This is a genomic window from Acinetobacter sp. B-6, from assembly GCF_056930735.1.
Map to the genome: position 1 here is coordinate 12,013 of NZ_JBXPBY010000007.1, position 26,665 is coordinate 38,677.

General features: G+C 37.4%; 27 protein-coding genes. 11 read left to right on the top strand and 16 right to left on the bottom strand.

The window, feature by feature from the left end:
- Window positions 1-17 precede the first annotated feature (17 nt).
- The 4 genes from AC1Z3T_RS09750 to hrpA all read right to left on the bottom strand — a co-directional run bounded on the left by AC1Z3T_RS09750 (window position 18) and on the right by hrpA (window position 6,566).
- Window positions 18-533 carry a hypothetical protein gene (locus AC1Z3T_RS09750; RefSeq protein WP_042090257.1) on the bottom strand — a complete coding sequence of 172 codons (516 nt, stop codon included), beginning with the start codon at window positions 531-533 and terminating at the stop codon, window positions 18-20.
- Between the two features lie 9 nt (window positions 534-542).
- Window positions 543-1,346 (bottom strand): lysophospholipid acyltransferase family protein, encoded by an 804-nt coding sequence (locus AC1Z3T_RS09755; RefSeq protein ID WP_042090258.1) that lies wholly within the window; start codon window positions 1,344-1,346, stop codon window positions 543-545.
- A gap of 160 nt (window positions 1,347-1,506) precedes the next feature.
- Window positions 1,507-2,622 (bottom strand): beta-ketoacyl-ACP synthase III, encoded by a 1,116-nt coding sequence (locus tag AC1Z3T_RS09760; RefSeq protein WP_004831494.1) that lies wholly within the window; start codon window positions 2,620-2,622, stop codon window positions 1,507-1,509.
- 47 nt (window positions 2,623-2,669) lie between these two features.
- Entirely contained in the window at window positions 2,670-6,566 is a 3,897-nt protein-coding gene (gene hrpA / locus AC1Z3T_RS09765) for an ATP-dependent RNA helicase HrpA (protein ID WP_483396602.1), read from the bottom strand.
- Between the two features lie 468 nt (window positions 6,567-7,034).
- Here hrpA and ahpC point away from each other — a divergent pair, with 468 nt between their 5' ends.
- Window positions 7,035-7,598, top strand: a complete 564-nt coding sequence (gene ahpC / locus AC1Z3T_RS09770) for an alkyl hydroperoxide reductase subunit C (protein ID WP_004721823.1) — start codon at window positions 7,035-7,037, stop codon at window positions 7,596-7,598.
- Window positions 7,599-7,654: 56 nt separating this feature from the next.
- Here the strand turns inward: ahpC and AC1Z3T_RS09775 are convergent, their stop codons facing one another.
- Together AC1Z3T_RS09775 and AC1Z3T_RS09780 are read right to left on the bottom strand one after the other, a co-directional pair.
- Window positions 7,655-8,011, bottom strand: a complete 357-nt coding sequence (locus AC1Z3T_RS09775; RefSeq protein ID WP_121775727.1) for a VOC family protein — start codon at window positions 8,009-8,011, stop codon at window positions 7,655-7,657.
- A 96-nt stretch (window positions 8,012-8,107) separates the two neighbouring features.
- Window positions 8,108-8,605 carry an endonuclease V gene (locus AC1Z3T_RS09780; RefSeq protein ID WP_483396603.1) on the bottom strand — a complete coding sequence of 166 codons (498 nt, stop codon included), beginning with the start codon at window positions 8,603-8,605 and terminating at the stop codon, window positions 8,108-8,110.
- Between the two features lie 227 nt (window positions 8,606-8,832).
- Between AC1Z3T_RS09780 and AC1Z3T_RS09785 the strand changes: the two genes are divergently transcribed.
- On the top strand, window positions 8,833-9,039 hold the full coding sequence (locus AC1Z3T_RS09785; RefSeq protein ID WP_004831498.1) for a KTSC domain-containing protein: 207 nt from the start codon (window positions 8,833-8,835) through the stop codon (window positions 9,037-9,039).
- A gap of 62 nt (window positions 9,040-9,101) precedes the next feature.
- On the opposite strand, the gene AC1Z3T_RS09790 is transcribed toward AC1Z3T_RS09785, so the two are convergent.
- The 4 genes from AC1Z3T_RS09790 to AC1Z3T_RS09805 all read right to left on the bottom strand — a co-directional run bounded on the left by AC1Z3T_RS09790 (window position 9,102) and on the right by AC1Z3T_RS09805 (window position 11,286).
- Window positions 9,102-9,695: an O-methyltransferase gene (locus tag AC1Z3T_RS09790; RefSeq protein WP_004831499.1), complete on the bottom strand. Its 594-nt coding sequence runs from the start codon at window positions 9,693-9,695 to the stop codon at window positions 9,102-9,104.
- 142 nt (window positions 9,696-9,837) lie between these two features.
- Entirely contained in the window at window positions 9,838-10,053 is a 216-nt protein-coding gene (locus AC1Z3T_RS09795; RefSeq protein WP_483396604.1) for a DUF1653 domain-containing protein, read from the bottom strand.
- Window positions 10,054-10,149: 96 nt separating this feature from the next.
- Window positions 10,150-10,506: a hypothetical protein gene (locus AC1Z3T_RS09800; protein ID WP_004721834.1), complete on the bottom strand. Its 357-nt coding sequence runs from the start codon at window positions 10,504-10,506 to the stop codon at window positions 10,150-10,152.
- 369 nt (window positions 10,507-10,875) lie between these two features.
- Window positions 10,876-11,286, bottom strand: a complete 411-nt coding sequence (locus AC1Z3T_RS09805) for a roadblock/LC7 domain-containing protein (RefSeq protein ID WP_009585049.1) — start codon at window positions 11,284-11,286, stop codon at window positions 10,876-10,878.
- 549 nt (window positions 11,287-11,835) lie between these two features.
- On the opposite strand from AC1Z3T_RS09805, the gene AC1Z3T_RS09810 reads away from it, so the two are divergent.
- The 3 genes from AC1Z3T_RS09810 (at window position 11,836) to AC1Z3T_RS09820 (ending at window position 14,154) form a co-directional block, all read left to right on the top strand.
- Entirely contained in the window at window positions 11,836-12,180 is a 345-nt protein-coding gene (locus tag AC1Z3T_RS09810; RefSeq protein WP_004831503.1) for a hypothetical protein, read from the top strand.
- Window positions 12,181-12,280: 100 nt separating this feature from the next.
- Entirely contained in the window at window positions 12,281-12,982 is a 702-nt protein-coding gene (locus AC1Z3T_RS09815) for a VIT1/CCC1 transporter family protein (RefSeq protein WP_004831504.1), read from the top strand.
- A 128-nt stretch (window positions 12,983-13,110) separates the two neighbouring features.
- Window positions 13,111-14,154 carry an NAD(P)H-dependent flavin oxidoreductase gene (locus AC1Z3T_RS09820; protein ID WP_483396605.1) on the top strand — a complete coding sequence of 348 codons (1,044 nt, stop codon included), beginning with the start codon at window positions 13,111-13,113 and terminating at the stop codon, window positions 14,152-14,154.
- 52 nt (window positions 14,155-14,206) lie between these two features.
- Here AC1Z3T_RS09820 and AC1Z3T_RS09825 read toward each other — a convergent pair whose 3' ends face one another.
- Window positions 14,207-14,716, bottom strand: coding sequence for a DinB family protein (locus AC1Z3T_RS09825; RefSeq protein WP_042090264.1), 510 nt, complete (start codon window positions 14,714-14,716; stop codon window positions 14,207-14,209).
- 206 nt (window positions 14,717-14,922) lie between these two features.
- Between AC1Z3T_RS09825 and AC1Z3T_RS09830 the strand changes: the two genes are divergently transcribed.
- Window positions 14,923-15,057, top strand: coding sequence for a DUF4291 family protein (locus tag AC1Z3T_RS09830; protein ID WP_228153683.1), 135 nt, complete (start codon window positions 14,923-14,925; stop codon window positions 15,055-15,057).
- A 461-nt stretch (window positions 15,058-15,518) separates the two neighbouring features.
- Here the strand turns inward: AC1Z3T_RS09830 and AC1Z3T_RS09835 are convergent, their stop codons facing one another.
- On the bottom strand, window positions 15,519-16,940 hold the full coding sequence (locus AC1Z3T_RS09835) for an aspartate ammonia-lyase (RefSeq protein WP_034708777.1): 1,422 nt from the start codon (window positions 16,938-16,940) through the stop codon (window positions 15,519-15,521).
- A 142-nt stretch (window positions 16,941-17,082) separates the two neighbouring features.
- Here AC1Z3T_RS09835 and AC1Z3T_RS09840 point away from each other — a divergent pair, with 142 nt between their 5' ends.
- Window positions 17,083-17,958, top strand: a complete 876-nt coding sequence (locus AC1Z3T_RS09840; protein ID WP_005030042.1) for a LysR substrate-binding domain-containing protein — start codon at window positions 17,083-17,085, stop codon at window positions 17,956-17,958.
- 24 nt (window positions 17,959-17,982) lie between these two features.
- Here the strand turns inward: AC1Z3T_RS09840 and dusB are convergent, their stop codons facing one another.
- Window positions 17,983-19,005 carry a tRNA dihydrouridine synthase DusB gene (dusB, locus tag AC1Z3T_RS09845; RefSeq protein WP_483396606.1) on the bottom strand — a complete coding sequence of 341 codons (1,023 nt, stop codon included), beginning with the start codon at window positions 19,003-19,005 and terminating at the stop codon, window positions 17,983-17,985.
- 83 nt (window positions 19,006-19,088) lie between these two features.
- On the opposite strand from dusB, the gene AC1Z3T_RS09850 reads away from it, so the two are divergent.
- Genes AC1Z3T_RS09850 through AC1Z3T_RS09860 form a run of 3 tightly spaced genes read left to right on the top strand, consistent with a single transcriptional unit; the run spans window position 19,089 to window position 21,461 of the window.
- The gene (locus AC1Z3T_RS09850) at window positions 19,089-20,297 is read left to right on the top strand and encodes a DUF1615 domain-containing protein (protein ID WP_004831511.1); all 1,209 of its coding nucleotides are present in this window, start codon (window positions 19,089-19,091) and stop codon (window positions 20,295-20,297) included.
- On the top strand, window positions 20,264-20,911 hold the full coding sequence (locus tag AC1Z3T_RS09855) for an HAD-IB family hydrolase (protein ID WP_252048929.1): 648 nt from the start codon (window positions 20,264-20,266) through the stop codon (window positions 20,909-20,911). Before AC1Z3T_RS09850 ends, AC1Z3T_RS09855 begins: the two co-directional genes overlap by 34 nt.
- A 55-nt stretch (window positions 20,912-20,966) precedes the next feature.
- Entirely contained in the window at window positions 20,967-21,461 is a 495-nt protein-coding gene (locus tag AC1Z3T_RS09860; protein WP_483396607.1) for a hypothetical protein, read from the top strand.
- A 42-nt stretch (window positions 21,462-21,503) separates the two neighbouring features.
- On the opposite strand, the gene proB is transcribed toward AC1Z3T_RS09860, so the two are convergent.
- Window positions 21,504-22,637: a glutamate 5-kinase gene (gene proB, locus AC1Z3T_RS09865; protein WP_004831515.1), complete on the bottom strand. Its 1,134-nt coding sequence runs from the start codon at window positions 22,635-22,637 to the stop codon at window positions 21,504-21,506.
- A gap of 58 nt (window positions 22,638-22,695) precedes the next feature.
- Window positions 22,696-23,910 carry an Obg family GTPase CgtA gene (gene cgtA, locus AC1Z3T_RS09870; protein WP_004831516.1) on the bottom strand — a complete coding sequence of 405 codons (1,215 nt, stop codon included), beginning with the start codon at window positions 23,908-23,910 and terminating at the stop codon, window positions 22,696-22,698.
- A gap of 297 nt (window positions 23,911-24,207) precedes the next feature.
- Between cgtA and prfH the strand changes: the two genes are divergently transcribed.
- The gene (gene prfH / locus AC1Z3T_RS09875) at window positions 24,208-24,798 is read left to right on the top strand and encodes a peptide chain release factor H (RefSeq protein WP_042085191.1); all 591 of its coding nucleotides are present in this window, start codon (window positions 24,208-24,210) and stop codon (window positions 24,796-24,798) included.
- Window positions 24,799-24,925: 127 nt separating this feature from the next.
- On the opposite strand, the gene AC1Z3T_RS09880 is transcribed toward prfH, so the two are convergent.
- A complete protein-coding gene (locus AC1Z3T_RS09880; protein ID WP_005030057.1) occupies window positions 24,926-26,272 on the bottom strand; it encodes a dicarboxylate/amino acid:cation symporter in 1,347 nt (448 codons plus the stop codon).
- Window positions 26,273-26,665: the final 393 nt, after the last annotated feature.

Here is a 26,665-nt window from a genome sequence, read left to right on the forward strand (position 1 = left end):
ATGAATGTTTGTATTATTTATTGGTAATTAAATGGATAGTTTGAAAAAAGTGCACTATCTATTTGCTTAACTGCTTGTTCAAATTGAGCAAATTCATTATCAGTGATTGATCTATCGATATATTCTTCACATTCTTGCAACAACAAAGCGAATTGTAAAAATTGAAAAAAATTAATCTGCATTAACTGAAGTGAATGGAAATTTAAAGTATCCGTAAAGCCCAAATCATGATCATAAAAGAGTATCTCAAAACTTTGCCGATCCATAAACCATTCATCACCTTGTCCAGTTCTTCCAATCATCCATACTTGTCTTGAAAGTATTGGAAAATTTTGTGCTAAGTATTGATTTTCCTTGAGTGCTTTTTCATATCCAAACAGATGAATATCCGCTGTGATTTCAGTATCAGCACATGTTTTTAGAAATTCGACATAGTTTAGATCTTGAGGAAAAGAACTGACCTCTGGAATTATGTGCCGACAAGGGTTCAAGTGTTTAAAAATATCATCTAAATTATTTTGAAGTTCAAACATAGGGCAAACTCAACCTGAATATTTAGAGTTTGTATCTTTCAAGCTGGCATCTTGTGCCCGATACGACTTTAATGCTTCGATTTCTGTATAAATAAGCTGTTGTAATTGATCTCTAAATAGAATCATATCATCCATGGTTTCAATCTGATCAATCGCTAAACGTGGCATAAATTTAAAATAAAAAGGAATGCGTTTAGGGATAATATGTTTTGGAATTGAAGGAATTACTTCACCATGTCGAAGAAAACGGTCAATTTTGGGATTGGATAATATTTTGTTAAACCATTTCTGTTGAAGTAAGACATTGACATCAAATGCTAAATCAAAAACCTCATCTCCGCCTAAAGCCACAAAAGGTGCAATTTCATAGTCAAACTCTTGTGCCAACTTTAAAAAACCGAAACGCTGTTTCCAAATCAATTGATAAGCTTCACCTTTGCGTTTAATGACCTCTCGCCCACCGCCTGGAAAAACCAGAATTGAATAGCCCTGACGCATTGCTGCTTTAGCATATTCTTGAACACCATCAATGCCCCCAACACGCTTTACCACCTCTTTCCAAACTGGGATATGAAAGTGCATATGATCAGCTAGACTCACCACAGCAATCTTATGTTCAGTAAATAAATAGTCGATCAAAATCGGAGAATCAAGTACGCCATAAATAGTGTGATTCCCAACATACATGGCTGGTTTATGGGGTACAAGGTTTTCTGTGCCTAAAAATGTTGGACGAAAATAAAAGCGTTGTAAACTACTGATCAATCGGATCAGTTTAGCATTGTGTCGTATTTTTAAAGTTTTATCGGTCATGTTGTATCTCTACAAACTGATTTTCAACATTTTTAATCTGCCCATTATTCAATTTAGAAGCTTTTTATGGAAACTTGATTAACAATAAATTGCTTTAGACTTCAGGCAATCACTCCCCCTTTATTAAAGACGGAGTGAACAGCTATTTTACTAGGTTGATTTAAGCAACATGCTTTTGTACAAGGATTGAACCAACAGAATAGCCAGCCCCAAATGAACAAAGTACGCCATACTCACCATCATTGACCTGATCAGCAGTACGATGCAATGCGATAATCACACCCGCAGAAGAGGTATTGGCAAACTCGTCCAAGATAATTGGTACTAATTCTGGATCAGCTTCTGCAACCTCACGCCCAACAATCAGTTTTAGAATTAATTCATTCATATTGGCATTGGCTTGATGCAACCAGAAACGTTTAACGTTTTCAGGTTGAATACTGTTTTTTTCCAATTGCGTAGAAATGATTTTTGCAACCAATGGGCAAACTTCTTTGAAAACTTTACGACCATCCTGACGAAATTGTTTATCGTCGCGAGACGTTAATTCAGAGCCATTTAAAAACCCAAAGTTATTACGAATATTATTCGAGAACTGGGTAAATAAATGGGTATCTACGATTTCAAAACCTGTTTTGGTTTCAGTTTCTTCGATAATCGAAGCTGTAGCCACATCACCAAAAATAAAATGACAGTCACGTGAACGGTAATCCGTATGCCCAGAGGTAATTTCAACATTGACCAATAACACACGGCGAGCACCCGTTTTCACAGCATCATAAGCTTGTTTTAAACCGAAAGTCGCAGCTGAACATGCTACATTCATATCATAAGCATAGCCTTGGATACCAAGTGCAGTTTGAATTTCAATCGCAACAGCAGGGTAAGCACGCTGTAAATTTGAACAAGCAAGAATCACAACATCAATATCTTCTGCTGTAACACCAGCATTTTCCATCGCTTGTTTTGCTGCGATTACGCCCCACTCTGCCTGAATAGAAAGCTCTTCATCAGAACGCTCTTCAAGACGTGGTCTTAAACGGTTAATGTCCAATACACCTGATTTCTCAATCACATAGCGGCGCTTCACACCTGATGCTTTTTCAATAAAATCTGCACTTGAACCACGACGCGCAACAACTTCACCAGCTTCAATTTTTTCAGCATTTTCAGTGTTAAATTGTTCCACATAAGCATTTAAACAATCCACCAACTCTTCATTGGTAATCACTTCTTCAGGATGGTACAAACCTGTACCAGTAATACGGATGCCCATGTAAAACTCCTTTTCTCAATTCACAAATATTTCAAATTATTTCTATTCTAACCGATTCCTAGCTTTTCCCATACCTTTTGTATTCGAGTCGAAGATATCGGCATTTTGGTTTTCATCGGTTGTGAGAATAATGAGATCCGTAGTTCCTCAACCATGAAATACACTTCTTTTACACGAACATCGGATTTAAACTTAAACAGTTTATCCATCCAAGGATCAACTTCTTTTATTGCAGCATCATCTCGATTTAGATTATTCGGCAAACGATCTAAACGCAATAACAATGCTTTTAAATAACGTGGATATTCCTGCCAAATATCGGAAGATTTTGAATAAACAAAATTGGAAAGATTCATTAAATCCAGTTGGTCTTCAATATCATCTATATTTTTTCCAAATACATCTTGATCCAACATCAGTAAATTTTGACGAATTTCTTGCCATTGAATATAGATTTCACTGATCAGTTTTAATGCTTCCTGACCATGCATTAAGAAGCTTTTCTTGACCTCGGCAGTTAATTGAGCAAACTCCTCAGCATTGATCGGTAAGTCTTGAATCGCGATTTGCAAAGTTGCATAAACCAACATTTGTTCCAGCTGAGCTTTATCTCCCAATGGTGAATTAGCCAAAGCCAATGGTTTTGAAATTTGCTTTTTCAGTTGGCGGATTGAGTCACCTAACTGCATATGAATCAACCGAATTACACCTTCACGATGCTGCTTAATGGCTTCATTTTGGTCATTAAAGGTCTGGATCACAATTCCAGATTCATCTTTGGTGTCTAATTGGGCAAAGTCTTTCGTCGGCACCAAGGCTTGATATTGTTTAACAACAACACCTGTGACTTTTTGCGATGCCTCAAAAACAAAATTTTCAGGGAAAACCGTAAATTCACCTTTTAACTGCTTCACAGGACTATGTGTTTCGGTACGACAACGTGCTTTGAGTTCAGCAAGATCTCGCCCTTGCTCCAACACACGACCTTTTTCATCCATAACCTTAATAAATGGAATCAGATAAGGTTCAATACGTTCAAAAGAAAAATCTTTCGCGCTAATTTGTTCGCCTCTTAACTGAAATGCCAAGAAATCAAAGATATGTCCATGCAAATGTTGGGCATCCACAGCTTTCATCAACTTTTGCGCTGTGTCAGGAATCGGTACCAAATTACGACGTTTATCTTTGGGTAGTGCTTTAAGTAATGCTTCAATCAACTCTAAGCGCCAGCCAGGGATTCCCCACGACCAAATATTTTCATCGACTTGCGCTAAAGCCTGCACTGGAATTTTAACGGTAGCACCATCTTGATCATGGCTTGGATCAAAGCGATAACTCGCCGCTAATCGCAATTGCCCATTATGTAAATAATCAGGAAATTGCTGAGTGGTTGGACGATCTGTCATCCATAAATCATCGTCATCTACAAATAGATAACGTGGGTTTTTAGGCTCTACAGTTGCTCGCCAATCTTCGAAACTACGGCGACTTGCAATTTCAGCAGGGACTTTGGCTGCATAAAACTGATAAATTGTTTCTTCGTCCACCACCAAATCACGACGACGCAACTTATCTTCAACTCGTTCAACTTCCTCAAGTTTTAATAGGTTGTGTTTTAAAAATGGTGGCGTAATCCCCAAGTTTCCTGTTGTCAGTGCATCTCTCAAAAAGATTTCATGCGCAGCAGGCTGATCCACCTTTTCGTAATTGGTTGCACGCTTCGGTTCGATAATCAAACCAAATAATGAAATCTGATCATAGGCATTGACCACACCTGGTTTTTTCGCCCAATGTGGCTCGAAATAATGATGTTTCAATAAATTTGGTGCAGCCAAAAGAATCCATTCAGGCTCAATTTTTGCCAAAGTTCGCAGATAAACTTGAGAGGTTTCCACCATTTCAAATGCCATCACCCAAGGTGTATTGGTTTTATGCAATGTCGATGCAGGAAAAATTCGAGCTTTTTGCTGACGTACTGCCATGAATGTATTGCGCTCATCTGTTTTATTGGCAATAAAGGACAATAAACCTGTTAATAGCGCACGGTGCAAATTCTCATAACTGGCTTTTTTCTCATTAAAAGAGAGCTTTAAGCCTTGCGCCAAATCGAGCAATTGTTCATGGGTTTTTTTCCACTCACGCAAACGCAACCAACTGAGAAAATGCTGCTTGGCAAAATTACGACGTTTGTTCTCGCTTAAAGTCTCACGATTTTCACTCAAGGTATTCCATAATTTCAGATAAAATAAAAAGTCTGAATCAGCTTCTTTAAACAATGCATGCTTTTGATCGGCTTGCATCTGTTTATCCGCGGGACGCTCTCGAGGATCTTGTACAGCAAGAGCTGCAACGATGATTAACACTTCACGAAGTACACCAAAGTGAGCCCCACCCAAAATCATTCTCGCCAAACGTGGATCAATCGGCATTTTCGCCATTTGCAGACCAATTTTGGTCAGCTCACTGCGAGCAGAATTACCAGCTTGCTTCGCGCTCATTGATGAATTTTGCTGTTCTTGAATAGCACCTAATTCAATCAATAGCTTTCGACCATCATTGACCAAACGATGATCGGGTGGCTCAATAAAATCAAAATCTTCAACAGCCCCCAAACCTAGACTTTGCATCTGCAAAATAACCGAGGCTAAATTGGTTCGCTTAATCTCAGGTTCTGTAAATTCAGGGCGACTTTGAAAGTCATCTTCGCTATAAAGGCGGATACATACGCCAGGTGCAATACGACCACAACGTCCTTTACGCTGATTTGCAGCTGCTTGTGAAATTGCTTCAATTGGCAAACGTTGCACACGAGAACGATAGTTATATCGTGAAATACGCGCAAAGCCACTGTCTATCACATAACGGATATTTGGAACCGTCAATGCCGTTTCCGCCACATTGGTCGCAATAATAATTCTTCGTCCACCACCCGATGGATTAAAGATTTTCTGCTGTTCGGCTAAAGCGAGCCGTGCATATAACGGTAAAATTTGTGTATGTTTTGGACCAAACTTTTGTAAGGTTTCCTGTAGTTCACGAATCTCTTGTTCAGTACTGGAAAAAATCAGAATATCAGCATGTTCTGGATGCCCTTTAGCCTCAGCATCTTTTAAACACTCTTCAACAGCTTGTACCACCGCACGTGGTAAGTTTTCTTCGAAATCATCAAAATCATCGTCATCACTACCGCCAATCGTCATTTCTGAAATCGGACGATAACGTAATTCTACAGGGAAGCTACGCCCTTCTACTTCAAAAATAGGTGCGCCATTGAAGTAGTCACTAAATCGATTGACGTCTAAAGTTGCCGAAGTAATGATGATTTTTAAATCAGGGCGCTTTTTCACCAACTGTTTTAAATAACCCATGATGAAATCAATATTCAATGAACGCTCGTGCGCTTCATCGATAATGATCGTGTCATATTTATTTAAGTAACGATCATTTGACAGTTCAGCCAACAAAATACCATCCGTCATCAAACGAACAATGGAATCATTGGAACCCTGTTCATTGAAACGGACTTTAAAGCTGATGGACTCACCCAGTTTTTCGCCGACTTCTTCTGCAATACGTTGAGATACACTTCGTGCTGCAAGACGTCGAGGCTGGGTATGACCAATCATCCCTGTTAAACCACGACCTGCAAGCATTGCTATTTGTGGTAACTGAGTAGTCTTACCAGAACCCGTTTCCCCCGCAACAATAATCACCTGATGTTTTTGAATCGCATCTATCAATTGATCAGCATATTGAGTGACAGGTAAGTCTTGATTAAGTTTAATCGTGGGTAGACTGGCAAATCTTTTTTTTACTTGCTGATTCGATTTTTCAAAAAGTTCTTTAAATTTTTCTGGATCGGCATCTTTTCCTTTTTTCAGTCGGCTTAAACGATGGCGATCGCGTACCATAACCCATTGATCGACATTTAACTGATTTGGCACAGATGCTTTATCCTAATATTTAAAATTGAACAAAATATTTTACGCTGTAAAGCGCAGCAGAGATAGTGTCTTGAAAATGAAATCATAATTGTCTGATCTAAATCAGACTGAAAATAAAAAATATTTAATTAAAATGTGACGTATTTAAGCTTCAAAGGATATTAGCAGAACAATTTCTATACATTGAAATATTTTTTATATCTTTTTTAAAAATTCACCCTTGAAATATAAGCTCAGAAGCATCATGTTTGTTACAGATTTAAAAAGGATGGTTTTGTCATTCAAACATCATCTTTATTTGCTTTAGTTGATGCAACAATGACGGACACTTGTCTTTGGTGAAAAGTATCTGGAGCTTGCTAATTTGATTTTCCGATCTTAGCTATAAAAAAATACTATTTCACCAATAACTTAAAATTCATTATTCTAGTTATATATTAGATAAACACCTCAATCATGGAGATAATGATGAGCTTAATTAATACTGAAGTTAAACCTTTTAAAGCACAAGCTTTCCAAAACGGTCAATTCATCGAAGTTACAGAAGCTGATCTTAAAGGTAAATGGTCTGTAGTTTTCTTCTATCCAGCTGACTTCACTTTCGTTTGCCCAACTGAACTTGGTGATCTTGCTGATAACTATGCTGAATTCAAAAAATTAGGTGTTGAAATCTATTCTGTTTCTACAGACACTCACTTCACACACAAAGCTTGGCACGATTCTTCTGAAGAAATCAAAAAAATTGAATACGTAATGGTTGGCGACCCAACTTGGGTACTTGCTAAAAACTTCGAAGTTTTAATCGAATCTGCTGGTCTTGCTGACCGTGGTACTTTCGTTATCGATCCTGAAGGTAAAATCCAAATCATCGAAATCAATGCGGGTGGTATTGGTCGTGATGCTTCTGAACTTCTTCGTAAAGTTAAAGCAGCTCAATATGTTCACGGTCATCCTGGCGAAGTTTGCCCTGCTAAATGGAAAGAAGGTGATGCAACACTTGCTCCTTCTATCGACTTAGTGGGTAAAATCTAATATCAAATTAGATTAGATTTTAAAAACCACGCTTCATTAGCGTGGTTTTTTATTTTCTAATGTGACCATATGGCAAGTTCATAGCCATCTAAATCTCTAAAGTGAAAACGGCGCCCGCCTGGAAAACTAAAAATCTCTTGTACGATGGTTGCACCTGCATCTGTTACACGCTGCAAACTCTGTTCAAGATTATCACTGTACAAAATAATCAACGCACCACCTGCACTTTGAACGTGGTCAGCTTGGGCAAAACCACCTTTAATCACACCAGAATCAAATTCACAATAAGCTGGACCAAAGTCAGTAAAAGTCCAACCCAAATGTTGATAAAATGCTTTGGATTGCTGAATATCCTTGACATTAAATTCAATATAATTAATTGCAATTTTTTGCTCACCTGATGGCTGGTTCATTTTTATTTCTCCTGTTTTTTCATCATACTACATCTAACTTTATGTCAAAATTCTACAAATAAAGCTGTAATGATTTATAAAATAATTCAATTATTGCTACGGCATTTTGCTTAAACGATCAACATCTTTTAACAACTTAGGGATTCGATATTTCCCATACATACTTTTCACATATTGCTTGGCAAGCTCAAGCTCAATACCGACCGCAGAAATATAAAGCGGTTGGAGGCTTTGTCCTCGCAAAATTTCGCAATCTTTTGGTGTGCCTGTAAAATGATTTTTAGCCACCCCAATCACAGGAACTTTAAGCATTAACGCTTCATACAAATACTGTCCCAAACCCGCTTTCTGCTCATTCCCAAGATGCACATATCCATCGATAATAATCATCTCGATATGTTCCGTAATTTGTGCCATTAAAGCCTGAATACAAGGCAATTCACGCTTATAAAATTGCCCAGATTCATAGTCCATGATGTGATCTAGAGAAATCCTGTATTGCTTGAATAAATCAGTTGCTTCCCACGCATCAAATATGCCTCCAGCAACTTGCGCACTCGTCCCACTATAGGCAACATCTATCGCAAGTATCATTGCATCCCCTTTGTTTCCAAGATAAAACAAACATTCTTTTTGAGTCTTTTATTCATGATATTTGCTCTGTTTTAAAATTTTAGATTTTCATATGTGGTATAAGCTTATCAGAAAAATCCTCAGCATTTTTACAAAACCACAATACTTTTCTAAAGATGAATGGACTAATTTCAAATCATACAGAACACTTTTTTCTGTAGAACAATCAGAAGTTTAAGGGGTTGCTTATGGGATCAATGATTACCGTGACTTCTTGGAAGTACAATGCTTCTTCACGGTATTTAAAAATTTTTTATAACAATGGTTCTGGAGAACTTTATCATCCTGTACCAGAATTTATATATGACAATTTATTGCGATGTAGTGATAAAACGGCTTTTGTGCACAAGTATTTAGAATATGACGTACATTTTAAACGACTTTCAATTTTATAATTTACAAAACTTCCTTCTCAGCACAAAGTCAGGGAGAAATCTCCCTGATACAACACTGAAAATTAATTTTTGAATGTCACAATAAAAAGCCCAGCGCCCACAGATAGTGTCGTTGTCATAAATCGAGTATCTCGCTTGACTTCATCAGTAAAACTTTTAACCTCAGCAGCATGCGAAATTACATTATCTACTACCAACACCCCCCCTTGATTTTCAATCATATTTTGTAAGAAAACCCAATAATTCAAATAGGCATCACGCTCTGCATCAAGTAATATAAAATCGTATTTTCCATGACATTTTTCTAAATAATGTTGTGCATCGCCTACCCAAAAATCAATAACATGATCTAGCTCCAACTCTTTGGCATAATGCTTTGCTTGTAGTGTTCGCTGTTCATCAATCTCAAGTGTTGTAACCCGTGCACCGGTGACTTGGGCGGCATCAGCCAGCCATAAAGTGGAATAGCCCGTAGAGGTTCCAATTTCCAAAATCGTTTTTGCCTGCTGAATTCTTACTTGCATAGCCAGAAATAATGCGGATTCAGGTTCGATGTTACGATATCGTTTGATTCGATCACATTGTGTCGCATCAAACTTGATAAAAGACTGATATAGTTCATTCAATCGTTGCAAAAATGGGTGACTTAAACTCATATTCAGCACTTCCTCTTTACTATCATTGTTATTATTTCAATTATTTACGTCATTCCAATGACAATCTATCAGCTTTGTAGCACAAATTCTTATCATACAAATCATGTTTAGCCATACGCTGTAAATCAATGAGTAGGCTAAATTAGATGGTGTGTAAAAACTCAAATCTTGCTCGTGATTGACCATCTTCCAAAGTGACATGTTCTATAAACATTTCATATGGGCGAACCCAAATTGAATAATCACCATATAAACATTGATAGACCACCAATTTTTCTCGTGTTTCACTATGCATTGCAATATGTAAAACTTGATACAAATTACCTTTATAATGTCTATAAATTCCGACTTTCAACATAAGTTTAAAACCACCAATACGATTATTATGTTATACATGATCTTAATGTAAAAAACTCGTCCGAAGACGAGTTTTTATGTACTTTTCAATGATAAATCAAGAAAAGTCTAAACCTTTTTCAAATGCTTTTAACTCGTGACGAGCCATAGCCAAGTTTGATTTAGAGCGATCTAAAACAAGATAAAGGAATAAATTTTCATTTGAATCTAATGGACGAATCAAATGATATTGCTTACCTAAAGTAATCAAAATATCTTCAATTACATCATCAAGTTTTAATGCTTTGGCAACTTTACGCTTAGCACGAACAACTTCAGTATTACCTGCTGCTGCCAATTCCAAGTCCAAACCTGCGCCTGCTGTCGCTAATGAAAGACCGCTTTCGCTGTCTACTAAAGCAGCGCAGACGAAACCATCGATATCTGTTAATTGATCTAGTGTGATACGAGCCATGAGCATCCCCGTTTCTATTTGACATTGTTGTTTGCTTTAGTAATTCAATTTTTATTTTGCTTTACTAAAACACTTTACTATTTAACTAAAGATTAATACCCCTAGCTAACATGGATAAAATTAGTATTCTTCTTGAATACCTATTTTAATTTTATTCGATAATCAATTTTAATTAATTATTTCCTACGCTTATTTTAATAGCATAAAAAATATTAATTATTCAAGCGTAATTTAAAAATAAATTAGGCTTTTAATCATTTAAAACTTGCTACAACTTTCAACAATTATCAATAGATTATTTCAGTTATTGATAAACATCTCGTTTTATATAAAAAATATAAACCGCTTAACAATTTTCATAAGCAGACCTTAGATATTTTTCATCAGCAATTCTGTAGTCGACTTTAGCTCATATAGCATTTGCCCTAACAAAATATCTTTATTGGTCATGGCAACCAAAACTAAAGGATGCGTCGGATGCGGAATTGCTGTAAGCAATGCCTTTCCATTCTCTGCATCTAAAGTAATTGTTTGGCATCCAACAAGATTAATCTCTGATACAAAAGCAGTCACCATCGCTAAAATTGAGCTACTTACAGCAGCAATTTTTCCTGAATTATTAATGTTTTTCTTATTGACCAGCGCAATTTCAAAACCATCTGAAGTACATAACATCACAAACTCAACACCACTCACAGCGTTCAGTAAATGCCTTATTTGTTTTTCAGCATATTCCACAAAATCATCTGGCACTTTTCGAGATTTGTTTAAATCCAACATATTTAAGAAAACCCCATAAATTTCCATTTTACCCGCGTTTAAAGCACCATTTTGGGGCTTTTTGGGGCAAGTGAATTATTTGATATATTTCACACTTTGTTCTTAATTCTATCTTTTTTTATTGGCTTGTAAATATGTTTTTTTACTTTAACTCAGTTTTATTTTAAGAACTGTTTAAATAGTATTCTAAACATATAAATGTCAGATTTCCCTCAATAATGTCATTCTTGCTCATATATGGTGCATCGGCACAAAATACCCATTTTGCATATTAAATTTTACTTTACATCTCCACTATGTTATTGCACGACTATATATTCTTGTTGGTTATAATTTTTGAATAAAAAAAGACTACACATATACTATTTTATGAATAATATATTAAGATTTGATGAAAATAATATTGTTTGAAGGATTCGGGTTGTTAATTCAAAGCATAAGGCTTATAAAAACGTTACATTTTATTTTTTGATTTGGTTTTTTTTTGTGTTTATATTTATTTCATCCAGCTGCTGGATGCCAAATATTAATTTAAAAAAGGTATACAAGATGAATAAAATTTTACTCGCTTTGGGTCTGATTGCTACGATTGCACTCGTAGGCTGTAATAAGGATAAAGCACCTGAGACAGGAGCGACTACGGGTGAACATGTTGAAAATGCTGTTGATCAAGCTAAACATGATGTAGAAAATGCCACTAAAGATGCTGCGAGTGCAACAGCACAAGCAGCTGATCATGCTGCCAATGCAACGGCTACAGCTGTAGACCATGCTGCTGATGCAACCGCTCATGCCGCTGACGCAACTGTAGATGCGGCTAAAAATGCAACCGCAACTGCAGCGGGCGCCGTTGAAAAAGGTGCAGCCGATGTGAAAGAAAAAGCTCAACAATAATTTGAATTGAAATAAAAGCTCCTGACATAGGAGCTTTTTTATATTTGTCATATACTTAAATTATAAGTGATTTAACTTCCCTGAATATGGAGTCACCTTTATGTCTCATTCACATCACCCAGAACAGCATTTTATACAACGCACAGGCTGGTTAAGAGCAGCTGTTCTGGGTGCCAATGACGGTATTATTTCAGTGACCAGTTTAGTGATGGGGATGGCAGCAAGTGGAGCATCGAGTCACACACTACTTATTACCTGTATTGCTGGCTTAATTTCAGGTGCAACTTCAATGGCAGCAGGTGAATATATTTCTGTCAAATCACAATCGGATATAGAAGAGGCGGATTTAAAAGTTGAAGCACGCGAATTAGAAAAAAATCCGCATTTAGAACTTAAAGAACTGACACATATTTATATACAGCGTGGACTAGACCCTGAGCTAGCCCATCAGGTTGCTATTCAACTGACTGAAAAAGATGCATTGGAAGCCCATGCCCGTGATGAAATTGGAATCAATGACATAACTGCTGCCAAACCGATCCAAGCTGCTGGTTCTTCTGCGTTATCTTTCTCGATTGGGGCGTTATTACCCACATTATCAATTTTATTCAGCCCTGAAATTTATTTAGAAAAAGTGGTTTTGGTGGTTGGTATTTTATCTTTGGTCATTTTGGGTGCGTTATCAAGCTATTTTGCCGGAACCTCTATGCTTAAAGGCAGCCTTCGAGTTGCCATTTGGGGCATTATCGCGATGGCTTTCTCCAGTTGGATTGGCTCTCTTTTCCATGTCGCTCCGATTTAATATCAACATGTTTCACCTCAGCTCCACATAAACATGTATTTAAATTATATTTTTAAAATAAATACTGAACATAATTTGCTTATTGCCCTCAGCTTGGGCAAAGTAAATGAAAATTGAGGAGCTAGGAAATGTCTTTATTAGAACAGTTAGGAATAAAACTTCCAATATTGCTTGCACCTATGGCAGGAGTTTCAACACCCCTATTAGCAGCTGAAGTATCTAATCAAGGTGCTCTTGGGTCATTGGGGCTTGGGGCAAATACTGTTGAAACTGCACGTCAACAAATCAAAGAAACGCAAAACTTAACACCATATCCTTTTCAACTTAACTTTTTTTGTCATGAATCATCAAGCACAAATATAGATTCCAATACGCTTTGGATAGCACATTTAGCCACTGAATTTGAAAAATTTGGTGCAGTTCCACCCACTGAATTAAAATGTATTTATCCAAGCTTTAAAGACAACGATGATTTTTTAGATCTATGCTTAGAAACACAGCCCAAAGCGGTGAGTTTTCACTTTGGTATTCCACATGAATATCAAATCCAAAAACTAAAAGATGCTGGTATTTTAACGCTTGTTTCAGCAACCAATCTGACTGAAGCCCTTGCGATCGAAGCAGCAGGGATTGATATTATCATTGCTCAAGGAATTGAAGCAGGTGGACATCGTGGTATTTTTAATGCACAGATCGATGGTGCAATTAAAACCTCCGACCTTGTTCAACTGATCAAAAAATACTGTTCACTCCCTGTGGTTGCAGCTGGAGGAATTATGAATGGTCAACAGGCAAAAGCCATGCTCAATCTCGGTGCAGATGCAGTGCAAATGGGAACCGCCTTTGTACAATGTAAATCGTCAAATGCCAATACTGCTTACCGCAAAGCTTTATTTGATCATCCTTTGACCCAAATTACCTCAAGTATTTCAGGTCGCCCAGCACGTGGCATCATCAATCATTGGCAAACTCGAATTGATCAAGCTGATCGTCCAGATGTTGCAGCCTATCCATACGCATATGATTTGGCAAAACAGCTCAATGCAGTGGCAACACAAAATGGCGATGTTGGCTTTGGTGCATTTTGGGCAGGTAGTAATGTTGCTCAAATTCGTGAACTCGAGGCTCAAGATCTACTGAATCAATTGGTTGTAGAAATGAATCACGCTTGATTTAAAAGCAATTACAGAAGTGACGATGTGTCATTTCTGTAATTTATTCTGGTCAATCTTGTAAATTTTCTTCAACCAACATATATACCCAATCAAGCTCAGGGCATTGATAACCCAATATCGTCATAGCAGCAGTTACTTGCCCTCGATGATGTGTACCATGATTAAAAACGTGAATCAGCGTATCTGCATAAGGCAAGCTTTGCGCTTCCCCATTCGATCTAAAATAGTTCAAATTTCCCGTTAAAAGTGTTTCATCTAAATCATCAATAAAGCTCAACCAATTTAGGCTTTTATCGCTTAATTCATTCAAAAGCTGAGTTTTATCCTGATGAATGACGGTATTTAATGCCATAGTTGGAGAGTGATTTTCTTTAAAACGTGAATACCAGAGATAATGTTCGCCCAGCAGTAAATGGTTAAGCGTTCCTGCAATACTCTTAAAATACAGTCCAATATCTTGATTAAAATCTGCATCAGATACGGCTTTTAAACATTCACAAAGACGTTGTGTCGCCCAAATATTATATTGAGCAAATCGTCTTAAATTATCCTTATTCATTTACTCAACGACCTATGCATAGCGTGTATAGTGATCAACTTAATCAGCTTGATAAAAATTCTATTTTGAATAAAATGACAACAAAATCAATATAAATTGCTTTTATCATGATCAATCACTTTGTTTCCAATCGGTCGATCATTTTCCACTTGTTTAGATAAGTTTTCTTTTCTTTTACTTATTCAAAAATACAAGTGAGATTTATCATGCATGCATATCACCAAATCCATGCTGTATATGACCGTGACAGCATTACGGTTTATCAAGCTTATAACCCACATATTGCACAGCTCGTTATACAACATCAAAAGTTTGTCTCCCCTTCTCTTTTCAAAGAATGACCTGTATCAAACCGTCTTTTTTATGGTTGATAGGGCGTGTCATTGGGCAAGCAAACCCAATCAAAATCATATTTTAGCGATCTGTATACAGCGTGATTTTTGGGAATATTGATTGCAATAAAGCATTCATACTGACCCAACACTTGCTACTCATCAAAATGCCACAATTTTGATGCTCAGGAGAGTATAAATATGCTGAAAAATTATTCTCGAAAAGAGCGGATCTACCCTTGAAATGATCTGCTAAAACAACATTTGCGGATTGCCTAATTGAATGGGTGTTTTAATTTTTTAAGGTTCGATTACGCTTAGAACTTAATGAGTGATGTCTCAAATAACCCAAACCTAGAAATAATCTAACTATCTACAAATAACACAGCCTCCATTTGGAGGCTGTGTTATTTTAATCAGAAAAGAAACGGAACGTATTTCCTTGAGAATCAACTAGATTTATAAGGTAATTAAGCCGCATCTTTCTGCTTTGGGTGAACCATATTTTGCACAGCAAGCACAGAAGCTAAAACTTCATCAGAAAGCAATTGTTCTGCTCGAATCAACTCTAAAATACTTGCCCCAGTTTCATTGGCTTGCTTAGCGATACGCGTTGTCGTTTCATAACCTAAGTAAGGATTCAACACTGTAATAATACCAATCGAATTGTCTACCAAAGCTTGGCAATGTTCTGCATTTGCACGAATATTTTGAATACATTTTTGCTCAAACATACGCATTGCTCTGCCTAACAAATCAATTGATTCAAACAATTTGAAAGCAATCAAAGGTTCCATCGCATTGAGCTGCAATTGACCTGCTTCAGCAGCGAGTGTAATTGCCAAATCATTTGCCATAATTTGATAACAAGCAAGATTCATTGCTTCTGGTATTACAGGGTTCACTTTACCTGGCATAATTGAACTGCCCGGTTGACGTGGCTCTAAATGAATTTCATTTAAACCGGCACGCGGACCACTCGACAACAAACGTAAATCATTTGAGATTTTTGAAAGTTTCGTAGCGGTACGTTTTAATAAGCTTGATAACAGAACAAAATCGCCCATATCCGAAGTCGCTTCAATTAAATCAGGCGCACTTGAAATGGTTTTATTGGTAATTTTAGATAAAGCTTGAATAGCAAGAATACGGTATTCAACTTCAGTATTAATACCAGTACCAATCGCAGTTCCGCCAAGATTCACCACACTTAAAGCGTCTGGCATAATTTGATTGATTTTTTTCAAATCGTTTTGCAATGTATGCGCAAATGCTGCAAATTCTTGACCTAAAGTCATCGGTACTGCATCTTGTAACTGAGTACGTCCCATTTTTAAGATATGAGAAAACTCATTTGATTTGTTTTCAAAGCTTTGAATTAAACTTTGGAACGGCAGATTCAGTTGGTCTAAAGCAAATAATAAGCCGATTTTTATTGCACTAGGATAAACATCATTGGTTGATTGAGACATATTTACATCATTATTTGGATGCAAATATTGGTATTCCCCTTTTGCATGCCCTAAATACTCTAATCCAATGTTCGCGACCACTTCATTGATATTCATATTGGTCGATGTACCCGCACCGCCTTGAATCATATCAATCGGAAACTGTTCATGATACAGGTCATTGTTCAGTTGCTGGCAAGCATGTTGAATTGCTTTATATTTATTTTCTTCGAGCTTATTGAGTTTGAAATTGGCATCTGCACACGCAGCCTTAACCATTGCAAGTGCTTTAATAAAAACAGGAAAGTGACTTAATTTAGTTGAACTTAAGTTAAAGTTTTCTAATGCTCTTAGGGTTTGTACACCATAATAACAATGAAATGGCACTTCTTTAAGTCCTAATAAATCCTTCTCAACTCGCGTTTTAATTTCAATGTTCATGTGCATTACAGCTCAATAAAAGAATAAATTTATCTTAGGAAATGCATTGAAAATTGGCTAATGTAAAAAAATATTTATGTATGCATTTTTTGCATATCACTTGTTATAATGCTGAGAGTGCAATGTAGAACGGCTAATCAATATGACCCTAGAAATTCGATGGATAGAAGATCTTTTGGCTTTAGATCAAGAAAAATCGATCTCTAAAGCTGCTGCGCTACGTCATGTTACCCAATCTGCTTTCACACGCAGAATACAGAATATTGAAGAAGCGCTTGGCTTTCAGATTTTAAAACGCTATAGCAAAAGCATTGATTTCACCGATGCAGGGCAAGTTTTACTCTCAACATCTAAAAACATCAAAAATCAAATGAATACCACCATCAACTATTTAGAGAAAAATATTAAAGACAATGAGTTATCGATTAAGTTTGCAGTATCCCACTCACTCATAACTCAATTTTTCCCTAAGTTTATTCAAAAACTATATAGCAATTATGATGATTTAAAATTAGAAATTATCGCCTCCAATTTGCAGCAAGGGCTTTATTTATTAAAAGAAGGCTCTTGTGACTTTTTAATTTGTTATTGTGATCAAATCACTTTACAACAACTAGACCCCAGTATTTTTAAATATCATAAAATCGTCAAAATGGAAGTCTTACCTGTCACAGCAACAATCAATCACCAACCCAAGTATTCATTTAGCCAAAACTTCCCTCTTTTGGCTTACAGCAAAAAAGCCTATTTGGGTAAATGTGTCGATAAAGTAATCGAAGGTAAATTAAATTATCGTACCTTGTATGAAACAGACAATGCCAGTGATTTAAAAGCCTTGGCTTTACAAGGCTTAGGTGTAGCATGGCTGCCAAGGTTATTGATTGAAGAAGAGTTGAATGACAATAAATTAAAAGTTTTGGAGGGTTATAGCTTCTTTCAGGATGTGTATATCGTCCGTAGCCATTTAATTTACTCTGAAAAAGTAAATTTTGTTTGGAATGCATTGGTGTTAAATTAAGGCTTTTATTGTAAAGCCGTTAACTTATACATCCAATAAATTAACGGACTCTACTTGTACATCACTCATCAGGTTGCCTTGATCCAATAAGTGGTCAAAATACTGTTCTACAACTTTGGCTTGCTCAAGTGTACTTTCCACCTTATACATATTTTGACGAAACTCATTGCTTGAATGTAAGCCTTTGGTGTACCAAGCAATATGTTTTCGTGCGATACGGCAACCTGAATATTCCCCATAAAACTGATAAAGCTCAGACAAATGTCCAAGTAAAACATCTTTCACTTCTTGGATATTGGGCGCAATTAAATGTTCACCCGTTTTTAAGTAATGGGCAATTTCGCGAAAAATCCAAGGGCGTCCCTGTGCTGCACGACCAATCATCACGGCATCAGCACCTGTATAATCCAACACATATTTGGCTTTTTCAGGGCTATCAATATCACCATTGGCAATCACGGGTATTGAAATCAACTCTTTAACTTCTTTGATCAAGCTATACCGTGCAGTGTTTAAATACATATCTTCACGGGTACGACCATGTAAAGCCAAAGCTGCTATTCCTGCTTCTTCAGCACGTTTTGCCACTCGCAGAATATTTTCCTGACCATTTAAATAACCCAAACGGGTCTTCAAGGTCACAGGAACATCCACAGCATTGACCACTGCATCTAAAATTCGGGCAACTAAATCTTCATCTTGTAGCAGTGCTGAGCCTGCTAACTTATTGCAGACTTTTTTCGCAGGACAGCCCATATTGATATCGACAATTTGAGCGCCATTTGAAACTTGGTAACGTGCAGCTTCAGCCAATTGTTCAGGTTCAGAACCTGCAATTTGGGCGGAAATGGGTGCTAATTCCCCATCAAAATTGGCACGATATAAACTTTTTTTGGTCATCCTTAAAGTCTGATCAGATGTCATCATTTCGCTGACCGCATGCCCGGCACCAAAGTACTTACATAGTGTTCTAAACGGACGATCAGTCACCCCTGCCATAGGGGCAACAATTAAATTATTTGACAGTTGATAGGGACCAATATACATATATATTCATACATTTTTAGACCTTCATAGTATACTGCATCTGCCATAGTGGCTCATCATTTTCTGAGTATGTTTTCTGCGATATGAAAAAATTAGTTCGACATCACGCTTTTATTAAATCTTTCAGCGTGTTAGCTCTTTCTTTAAGTCTAATTGCTTGTGGTAAAGGTTCATGGTTTGCCAATGAAGATGATGAGCAGTTAAAACAGGAACAAATTAAAAAGCTGATTCCAAATCGTGTTAGTCAACGTGACTCTTGGGCAAAAGATATTTTTGATATTTCAAACGAATTAAAAATTCCGACCAACAAAGAAAATGTCTGCACCATTATCGCTGTCGTCGATCAAGAGTCGAACTTCGTTGCCAACCCTGTAGTTCCAGGTCTAGGTGATAAAGCAGTCAAAGAGGTGACCACTCGACTCAATGAAAAATTTGAAGATAAATTAGGTTCAACCATCGGTGGTACTGTCGCATCTTACTTTGAAAATGTTTTAAAAAATCAACCATCACCTGATGACAACTATTTAAAACAAATGAGCCGCGTGCGTACAGAAAAAGATTTAGATGTGTTGTATCGTGAAATATTTGACTATATGGCAAAACATTATCATGTCAGTGCACTTACTGGTGCTGCCAAATTCGTGGGTCAAGATATTGCCGAAAAAATGAATCCAATCACGACACTGGGATCTATGCAAGTACATATCAATTATGCCAAAGCACACAAGCGCAGCAGCATGAATGTTAATGAGTTACGTGACGATCTTTACACGGAATTTGGTGGTTTGTATTACGGGATTCACCGCTTGATGATGTATCCTGCAAACTATGACAAGCCTATCTATCGTTTTGCAGACTACAACTCAGGGATGTATTCTAGTCGTAATGCTGCCTTTCAAAAAATGATTGATAAGTTGACTAAAGCCGACTTGGCACTGGATGGTGATCTCTTATCATATGATAAAAATGGTGATCCTCGCCCTGCCATCACAGATACAGAAAAAGCACTGACTGCATTATTTGCTCAAAATAATATTCTAGTGACACCAAGACAGCTTCGTAATGACCTCAAGCAAGAGAAAGAACAAGATTTTGAAAAAACCCAAACCTATATCGCTGTTTCTAAACTATATAAAAATCAAACAGGCAAAGAACCAATATATGCCATAATGCCTGAAGTAATTATTTCTGGACCAAAATTGAGTCGTGACTACAACACAAATTGGTATGCGAGCCGCGTAAACGGACGATATGAAACATGTATGCACCGAGCAAAACGTATAAAAATTTAGCTTTATTTGATTTTGATGGAACCCTGTGTAAAAAAGACAGTTTTACAGGGTTTATTTTCTATGCCTTATCCAAAAGGCATATTGTCAAACAAGGCATCAAAATCTTACCTTGGATCCAAGCCTATTATTTAAATATCTATCCAGCTCATGCAATGCGTATAAAGTTGTTTAACGCCATGTTTAAACATGCTGATGCCAATGAAATTTTAGATATCGCCGATGAATACGCTTATCGTCTCATGGGACAATTAGATCCTACCCTTTATCAACAATTGCTCAAACATCAAAATAATGGTGATGATGTCGTTTTAGTCTCTGCTTCTGTCGACATTTATTTAGAGGTCATTTGCCAATTATTAAAAATTGATTTGATTTGTACTGAGACTGAGATTCTTGAGGGAAAATTTACAGGTCATTATGTGACACCAGATTGTAGTTGTGAACAAAAACGTCTAAGGATTTTAGAAAAATACAATTTAGCGCATTATCAAAAAGTCTTCGCTTATGGAAATAGTGAAGAAGATCTCGACATGCTGAATTTAGCTGATTTTAAATATATGGTTGGTAAAGATCAGTTGCTCCCAAACATTGAAGATGAAAAGAAATTAGCTTGAAAGCTAATATTTTAAATGTGAGCTCATTATGTCGTATATTTATGTCATCACATCATTGACGCAATTCTATCGCTACATTCAGCCTGAATTAGAAAAATATAACATTGAAATGATGATGGAGTACTTTGATTCCAATCAGCAAATTCAAATCAAAGTGATCACAACTGAAAATCTAAAAACACAACTTTTGGAGTATGATCATCAAAATCTGGGCTTCTATTTTTTAGATAAAGAACAAAAAATCAATAAACACCAAATCTATGATGATAAATATTGTATTTACGCTATTGAAGGACAAGGTGGAAGAGAAACTGAGAATGCTCTAGAAAAAATAACCTTAAGAGTAATTTCAAAAACGCCTGATAAAAATATAAAACGCTTTTTTAGTGCGATTAAACGCAAATTAAATCAAGATGAGAATTTTGCCCAAGGCATACAAGGTGGTTCTCGCTTACACCAACAGCATTATTATTTAAAATCGTATGTAGGGGAAAAAGTATTTAAATCAAATTTTTATAATGATAAAGCTCCAGCATTAATACCCAAATAAAAACCCCGCCTTAGCGAGGTCTTATCTGTAAAACTTTAGAAATCAATAAATCGACATATGGTTACGGTGTATCATTTCTAAAGAACGTGCTTCACCTAATACTTGGTATACCTTGTCAGAAGCCAGACCTTTAACAATTTCAGCAGAACGGGAACTGAAATTTACTCGCCCAACCGCAACTCGATGACCATGTTGGTCGACACACTCAACCACATCACCACGCTCAAAATGCCCTTCAACCGCTTTTACACCAACAGGCAATAAACTACGGTGATTTTCTTTAATGGCTTTAACAGCACCATCATCCAGCACCAAACGCCCTGCTGTTTGTAAATGAGCAGCAAGCCACTGTTGATGAGCTGTTAGACGATCATCATCGGTGATAAACAGTGTACCCAGTAATTCACCGGCCATTAAACGCGCCAATACATGGTCGCTCTCACCACTTGCGATCAGCGTTGGACAGCCTGACTTCGCGGCCAAACGAGCAGCACGAACTTTGGTCAACATACCACCACGACCAAACTTACCGCCACCGCCAGCCATATCAAATAAAGTTTCATCCATTGCGCGAACGGTATGGAACAATTTTGCATTGGGATTTGAACGAGGGTCTGAATCAAACATACCTTGCTGATCAGTCAAAATAATCAGTAAATCTGCATGCACTTGACCCGCAACCATAGCAGCAAGCGTGTCATTGTCACCAAAACGAATTTCGTCGGTGGATACCGTGTCATTTTCATTAATGACAGGAATTACCTTCCAATCAATTAGATTCTGCAAGGCATCACATGAGTTTAAGTAACGGCGACGATCTGCGAGGTCATCATGTGTTAACAAGACTTGTGCTGTTTGGATCGAATGTTTCTCTAATACACTTGACCAAGTATGGATTAAGCCCATTTGCCCAATGGCAGCACAAGCTTGTAGACTGGGTAGATCGGTGGGTCGATTCTCTAGCTTCATGCGAACCATCCCTTCAGCCACAGCACCAGAAGACACCAGAATAATCTCATGTCCGGCATTGTGTAGATCTGCAATTTGTTTCGCCCAATGCGAAATTGCATCCAAATCTAAACCTTGCCCATTTGCTGTGAGTAAAGATGATCCGATTTTAACAACGATACGTTTTAAAGCCTTGAGCTGACGTTGCCCATCTACCACTTCTATCATCTTATCCTCGGTCTTTCTTTTCTAAGCGGATACCCGAATACTTGGATATCTTTAGAAATTAGCGTACGTAGTACACTTCCATTTCGCCATCGTCACCATCGTCGTCTTCATCGTCGTCACCCAAAATACCAGCAAGACGTTGTTGACGGCGCATTTCACGATAAGCTTCTTTTGCAGCAATCGTTTGTTCACGTGTTTCAGCTTCAAGCTGATCACGGAATGCTTTCATTTTCGCTGCATACTCTGGATCTTCTTCTTCCAACTCACGTTGTTGTTCGATTTGATCCATGAGGTAATACACAACAGGTTTTGTTCCCTCTTCAAGCAAGCCTGAAGTTTTAAATACAGGACCATCCCATTGTAATTCTTCAAGAATATGATTACACCATTCTTCTTGAGTATCATCATTTAATTGATCAAGTTTGTTTAAAACAAGCACAATCGGCAATTGAGCCAAAGTTGGCGAGAATTTTTTCAATTCTTCCATAATGGCTTTGGCATTGTATGCCGGGTCTGAACCATCAATCGGTTGCACATCAACAATATGCAAAAGAATACGCGTTCGTGCCAAATGTTTAAGGAAACGAATACCGAGACCAGCACCTTCAGCGGCGCCTTCAATCAGCCCAGGAATATCCGCCATAACAAATGAACGATGACGATCCGCATCAACCACACCTAAGTTGGGAACCATCGTGGTAAATGGGTAATCCGCTACTTTAGGTTTTGCTGCGGAAACAGCACGAATAAAGGTTGATTTACCTGCATTCGGCATCCCCAATAAACCGACATCAGCGAGAACTTTAAGCTCAAGGCGAATCTCACGATACTCACCTTTGATCCCATGTGTACATTTACGTGGAGAACGGTTGGTCGATGATTTAAAATGGGTATTGCCCAAACCACCATCACCACCGTGTGCAACTAAAACTTTTTGACCATCTTCAACAAGGTCACCAATAATATCGCCAGACTCTGTATCTACAATGGTGGTTCCCACAGGAACTTTCAGAACAACTGATTCACCACCACGACCAGCACAGTTTGCGCCAGCACCGTTTTTACCACGTTCAGCGCGAAATTTACGGGTATAACGATAATCGACTAAGGTACTGGTATCGTCGTCAGCTTGAATATATACGCTGCCACCACGACCACCATCCCCACCATCTGGACCACCAAATGGCACAAATTTTTCACGGCGAAAACTGGCTACGCCATTGCCACCGTCGCCAGCCTCTACGGTAATGACTGCTTCATCAACAAAGCGCATGCTGCCAATCCTCTAAAATCTTTAAAACCGCATATTCTGCCATATTTTGAAAAATTTCTCGAATAGTATTATTCAACTGAGCATGAATTTTGTTAAACATTTTTTATAATTCATCCAATAAAACTGCCTTTGCTGATATTTTGATTGTTTTTCAGTCAGATATTTTTTTATAATAGACAAGCTAAAAAATGTCTATGTCTCACTATCAAAAAAACATAGGTGTAAATTTATAAATTTACTTTTTTAAATCAATACTTTTTATTTTAATCAAATGTTTGATCTAAAGGATGCTCTATATTGTCTATTGTCCAAATCAGTGCTGCGCTTGGACCCGCGGAATGTGAACTTGCAGTTAAATATACTTTGCAAGAAATGCAAAAAGAAGCCCAAAAGCAAAAAATTCAATTCGAAGTGATAGAAAATAATACTACTCCGCACGGCTATTCATCCGTGATCTGTAATATTAATGACAGCCACCAAAATTGGCTGAACTCTTGGTTAGGAACCATTCAATGGACGTTTCAAAGTCCAATTCGTCCACATCATAAACGTAAAAATTGGTTTGTTGGCATTAACCAATTTCAAAGCCCTACGCAACTTCCTGCGGATGATACGATTATTTTCCAAGCCTGTCGGGCATCTGGTGCTGGCGGGCAACACGTCAACACCACTGACTCCGCTATTCATGCAACCCATACTGCCACAGGAATCAGCGTTAAAGTTATGTCTGAACGCAGTCAACATGCCAATAAGCGTTTAGCAAAAGAGTTAATTGCACTCAAATTACAACAACAGATGGAGAGCCAACAAGCCCATCAGAAACACGCTCAACATTTACAACACACGTTGATTGAGCGAGGTAATGCAGTAAAAAGCTTTAAAAGATAAATCTGATATCACGCATGTTGTCGTTAAATGTGAGTAGCGTGAATGCCTAACATCAGTTTGAATTTAAATTTTATAAGAAAGGAAGCCTCAGCTTCCTTTAATACTTACATTGAATACTTTTAAAAACTTAAGCATGTACTTCAGTTTTTTCCTCAAGCATCTTACGATCAACTTCTTCAGGATTGTTCAAAGCATCATTGAGTTTTTCAACATCAAGCTTACCCACCCATTTTGCAACGACGATGGTTGCCAAAGAGTTACCTACCAAGTTAGTCAATGCACGTGCTTCAGACATGAAACGGTCAATACCTAAAATCAAAGCCAAACCAGCGACTGGGATATTGCCTACAGCAGCCAAAGTTGCTGCCATTACAATAAAGCCTGAACCAGTTACACCTGCTGCGCCCTTTGATGAAATCAACAAGACGGCAAGCAAAGTAATTTCATGCCAAATATCCAGTTGAGTATTGGTTGCTTGTGCAATAAAGATTGCCGCCATAGTCAAATAAATAGAGGTACCATCAAGGTTAAATGAATAACCTGTTGGAATGACCAAGCCAACCACAGACTTTTCACAGCCAGCAATTTCAAGCTTTTTCAGCATTCGAGGCAATACGGATTCAGAAGATGATGTACCCAATACAATCAATAACTCTTCACGAATCATACGGATCATTTTTAAAATACTAAATCCGCAGAAACGACTGATCGAACCTAAAATAATGAAAATGAACAATAAACAGGTGATATAGAAACAAAGAATTAGCTGTGCAAGTTGCGCTAAGCTACCAATGCCATACTTACCGATGGTAAATGCCATCGCACCAAAGGCACCGATTGGCGCAAGTTTCATAATCATATTCACGATGTTAAAGAACACATGCGAAATTTGATCAATCAATCTTAGAACAGGTTTACCTGCATCTCCTAACTTATGTAAAGCAAAGCCAAACAGTAATGCAAATAAAAGAACTTGTAGAATTTCGCCTTCAGCAAATGCACCGACAACCGTATTAGGAATAATGTGCATAAAGAAATCAACGGTGGATTGTGATGCACCCGATTCCACATATTTGCTGATACCCGAAGTATCCAATGTAGCAGGATCAATATTCATCCCTACACCAGGTTTAGCAATATTGATCACCACCAAACCAATGATTAAGGCAATCGTGGACACAATCTCAAAATACAACAGCGCAATACCACCCGTCTTACCGACCGATTTCATGCTTTCCATACCAGCAATACCACTGACCACGGTACAGAAAATCACAGGTGCGATAATCATTTTAATGAGCTTAATAAAAGCATCACCTAAGGGTTTAAGTTGCTCACCCAAACCTGGAATATTCTTTTCTACACCATTGATCAATTGTGTACCACTTGGGAAGTAGTGACCGACGATCACACCCAAAATAATGGCAACAATCACTTGAAAATAGAGTGATTTATACAGCGGTTTCTTAGCCATGATAATTACTTCTTTCTATATTTCTGTTCGAAGAAATATCCAATATTAATGCGACCATTTGCTGACACAGGCAAAAATTCTGATGAAAACATCAAGAAAATAGATTTTTAGAAAATAAAAATCCGTTCAGAAAACAGCCGTTTTCCAAAACAAAGACAACAAATGACGATGTTTAAGATTTACTCTGTATTGCCCATATGCAAATCAGAATAAATGTAGAACAGGAGATGAAAAATAAAACACTATTCAAGCTTATTTTAATTAATTTTTGAGCATCAATCTCTATGTAAATGTGAATTTTGGCTAACATCTGTCCATTTTTTGCTTAGACCTTAGTCTAATACCACTTAGATCTATACCCTTTCAATTCATTTATGGCATAGTGTACTGCAC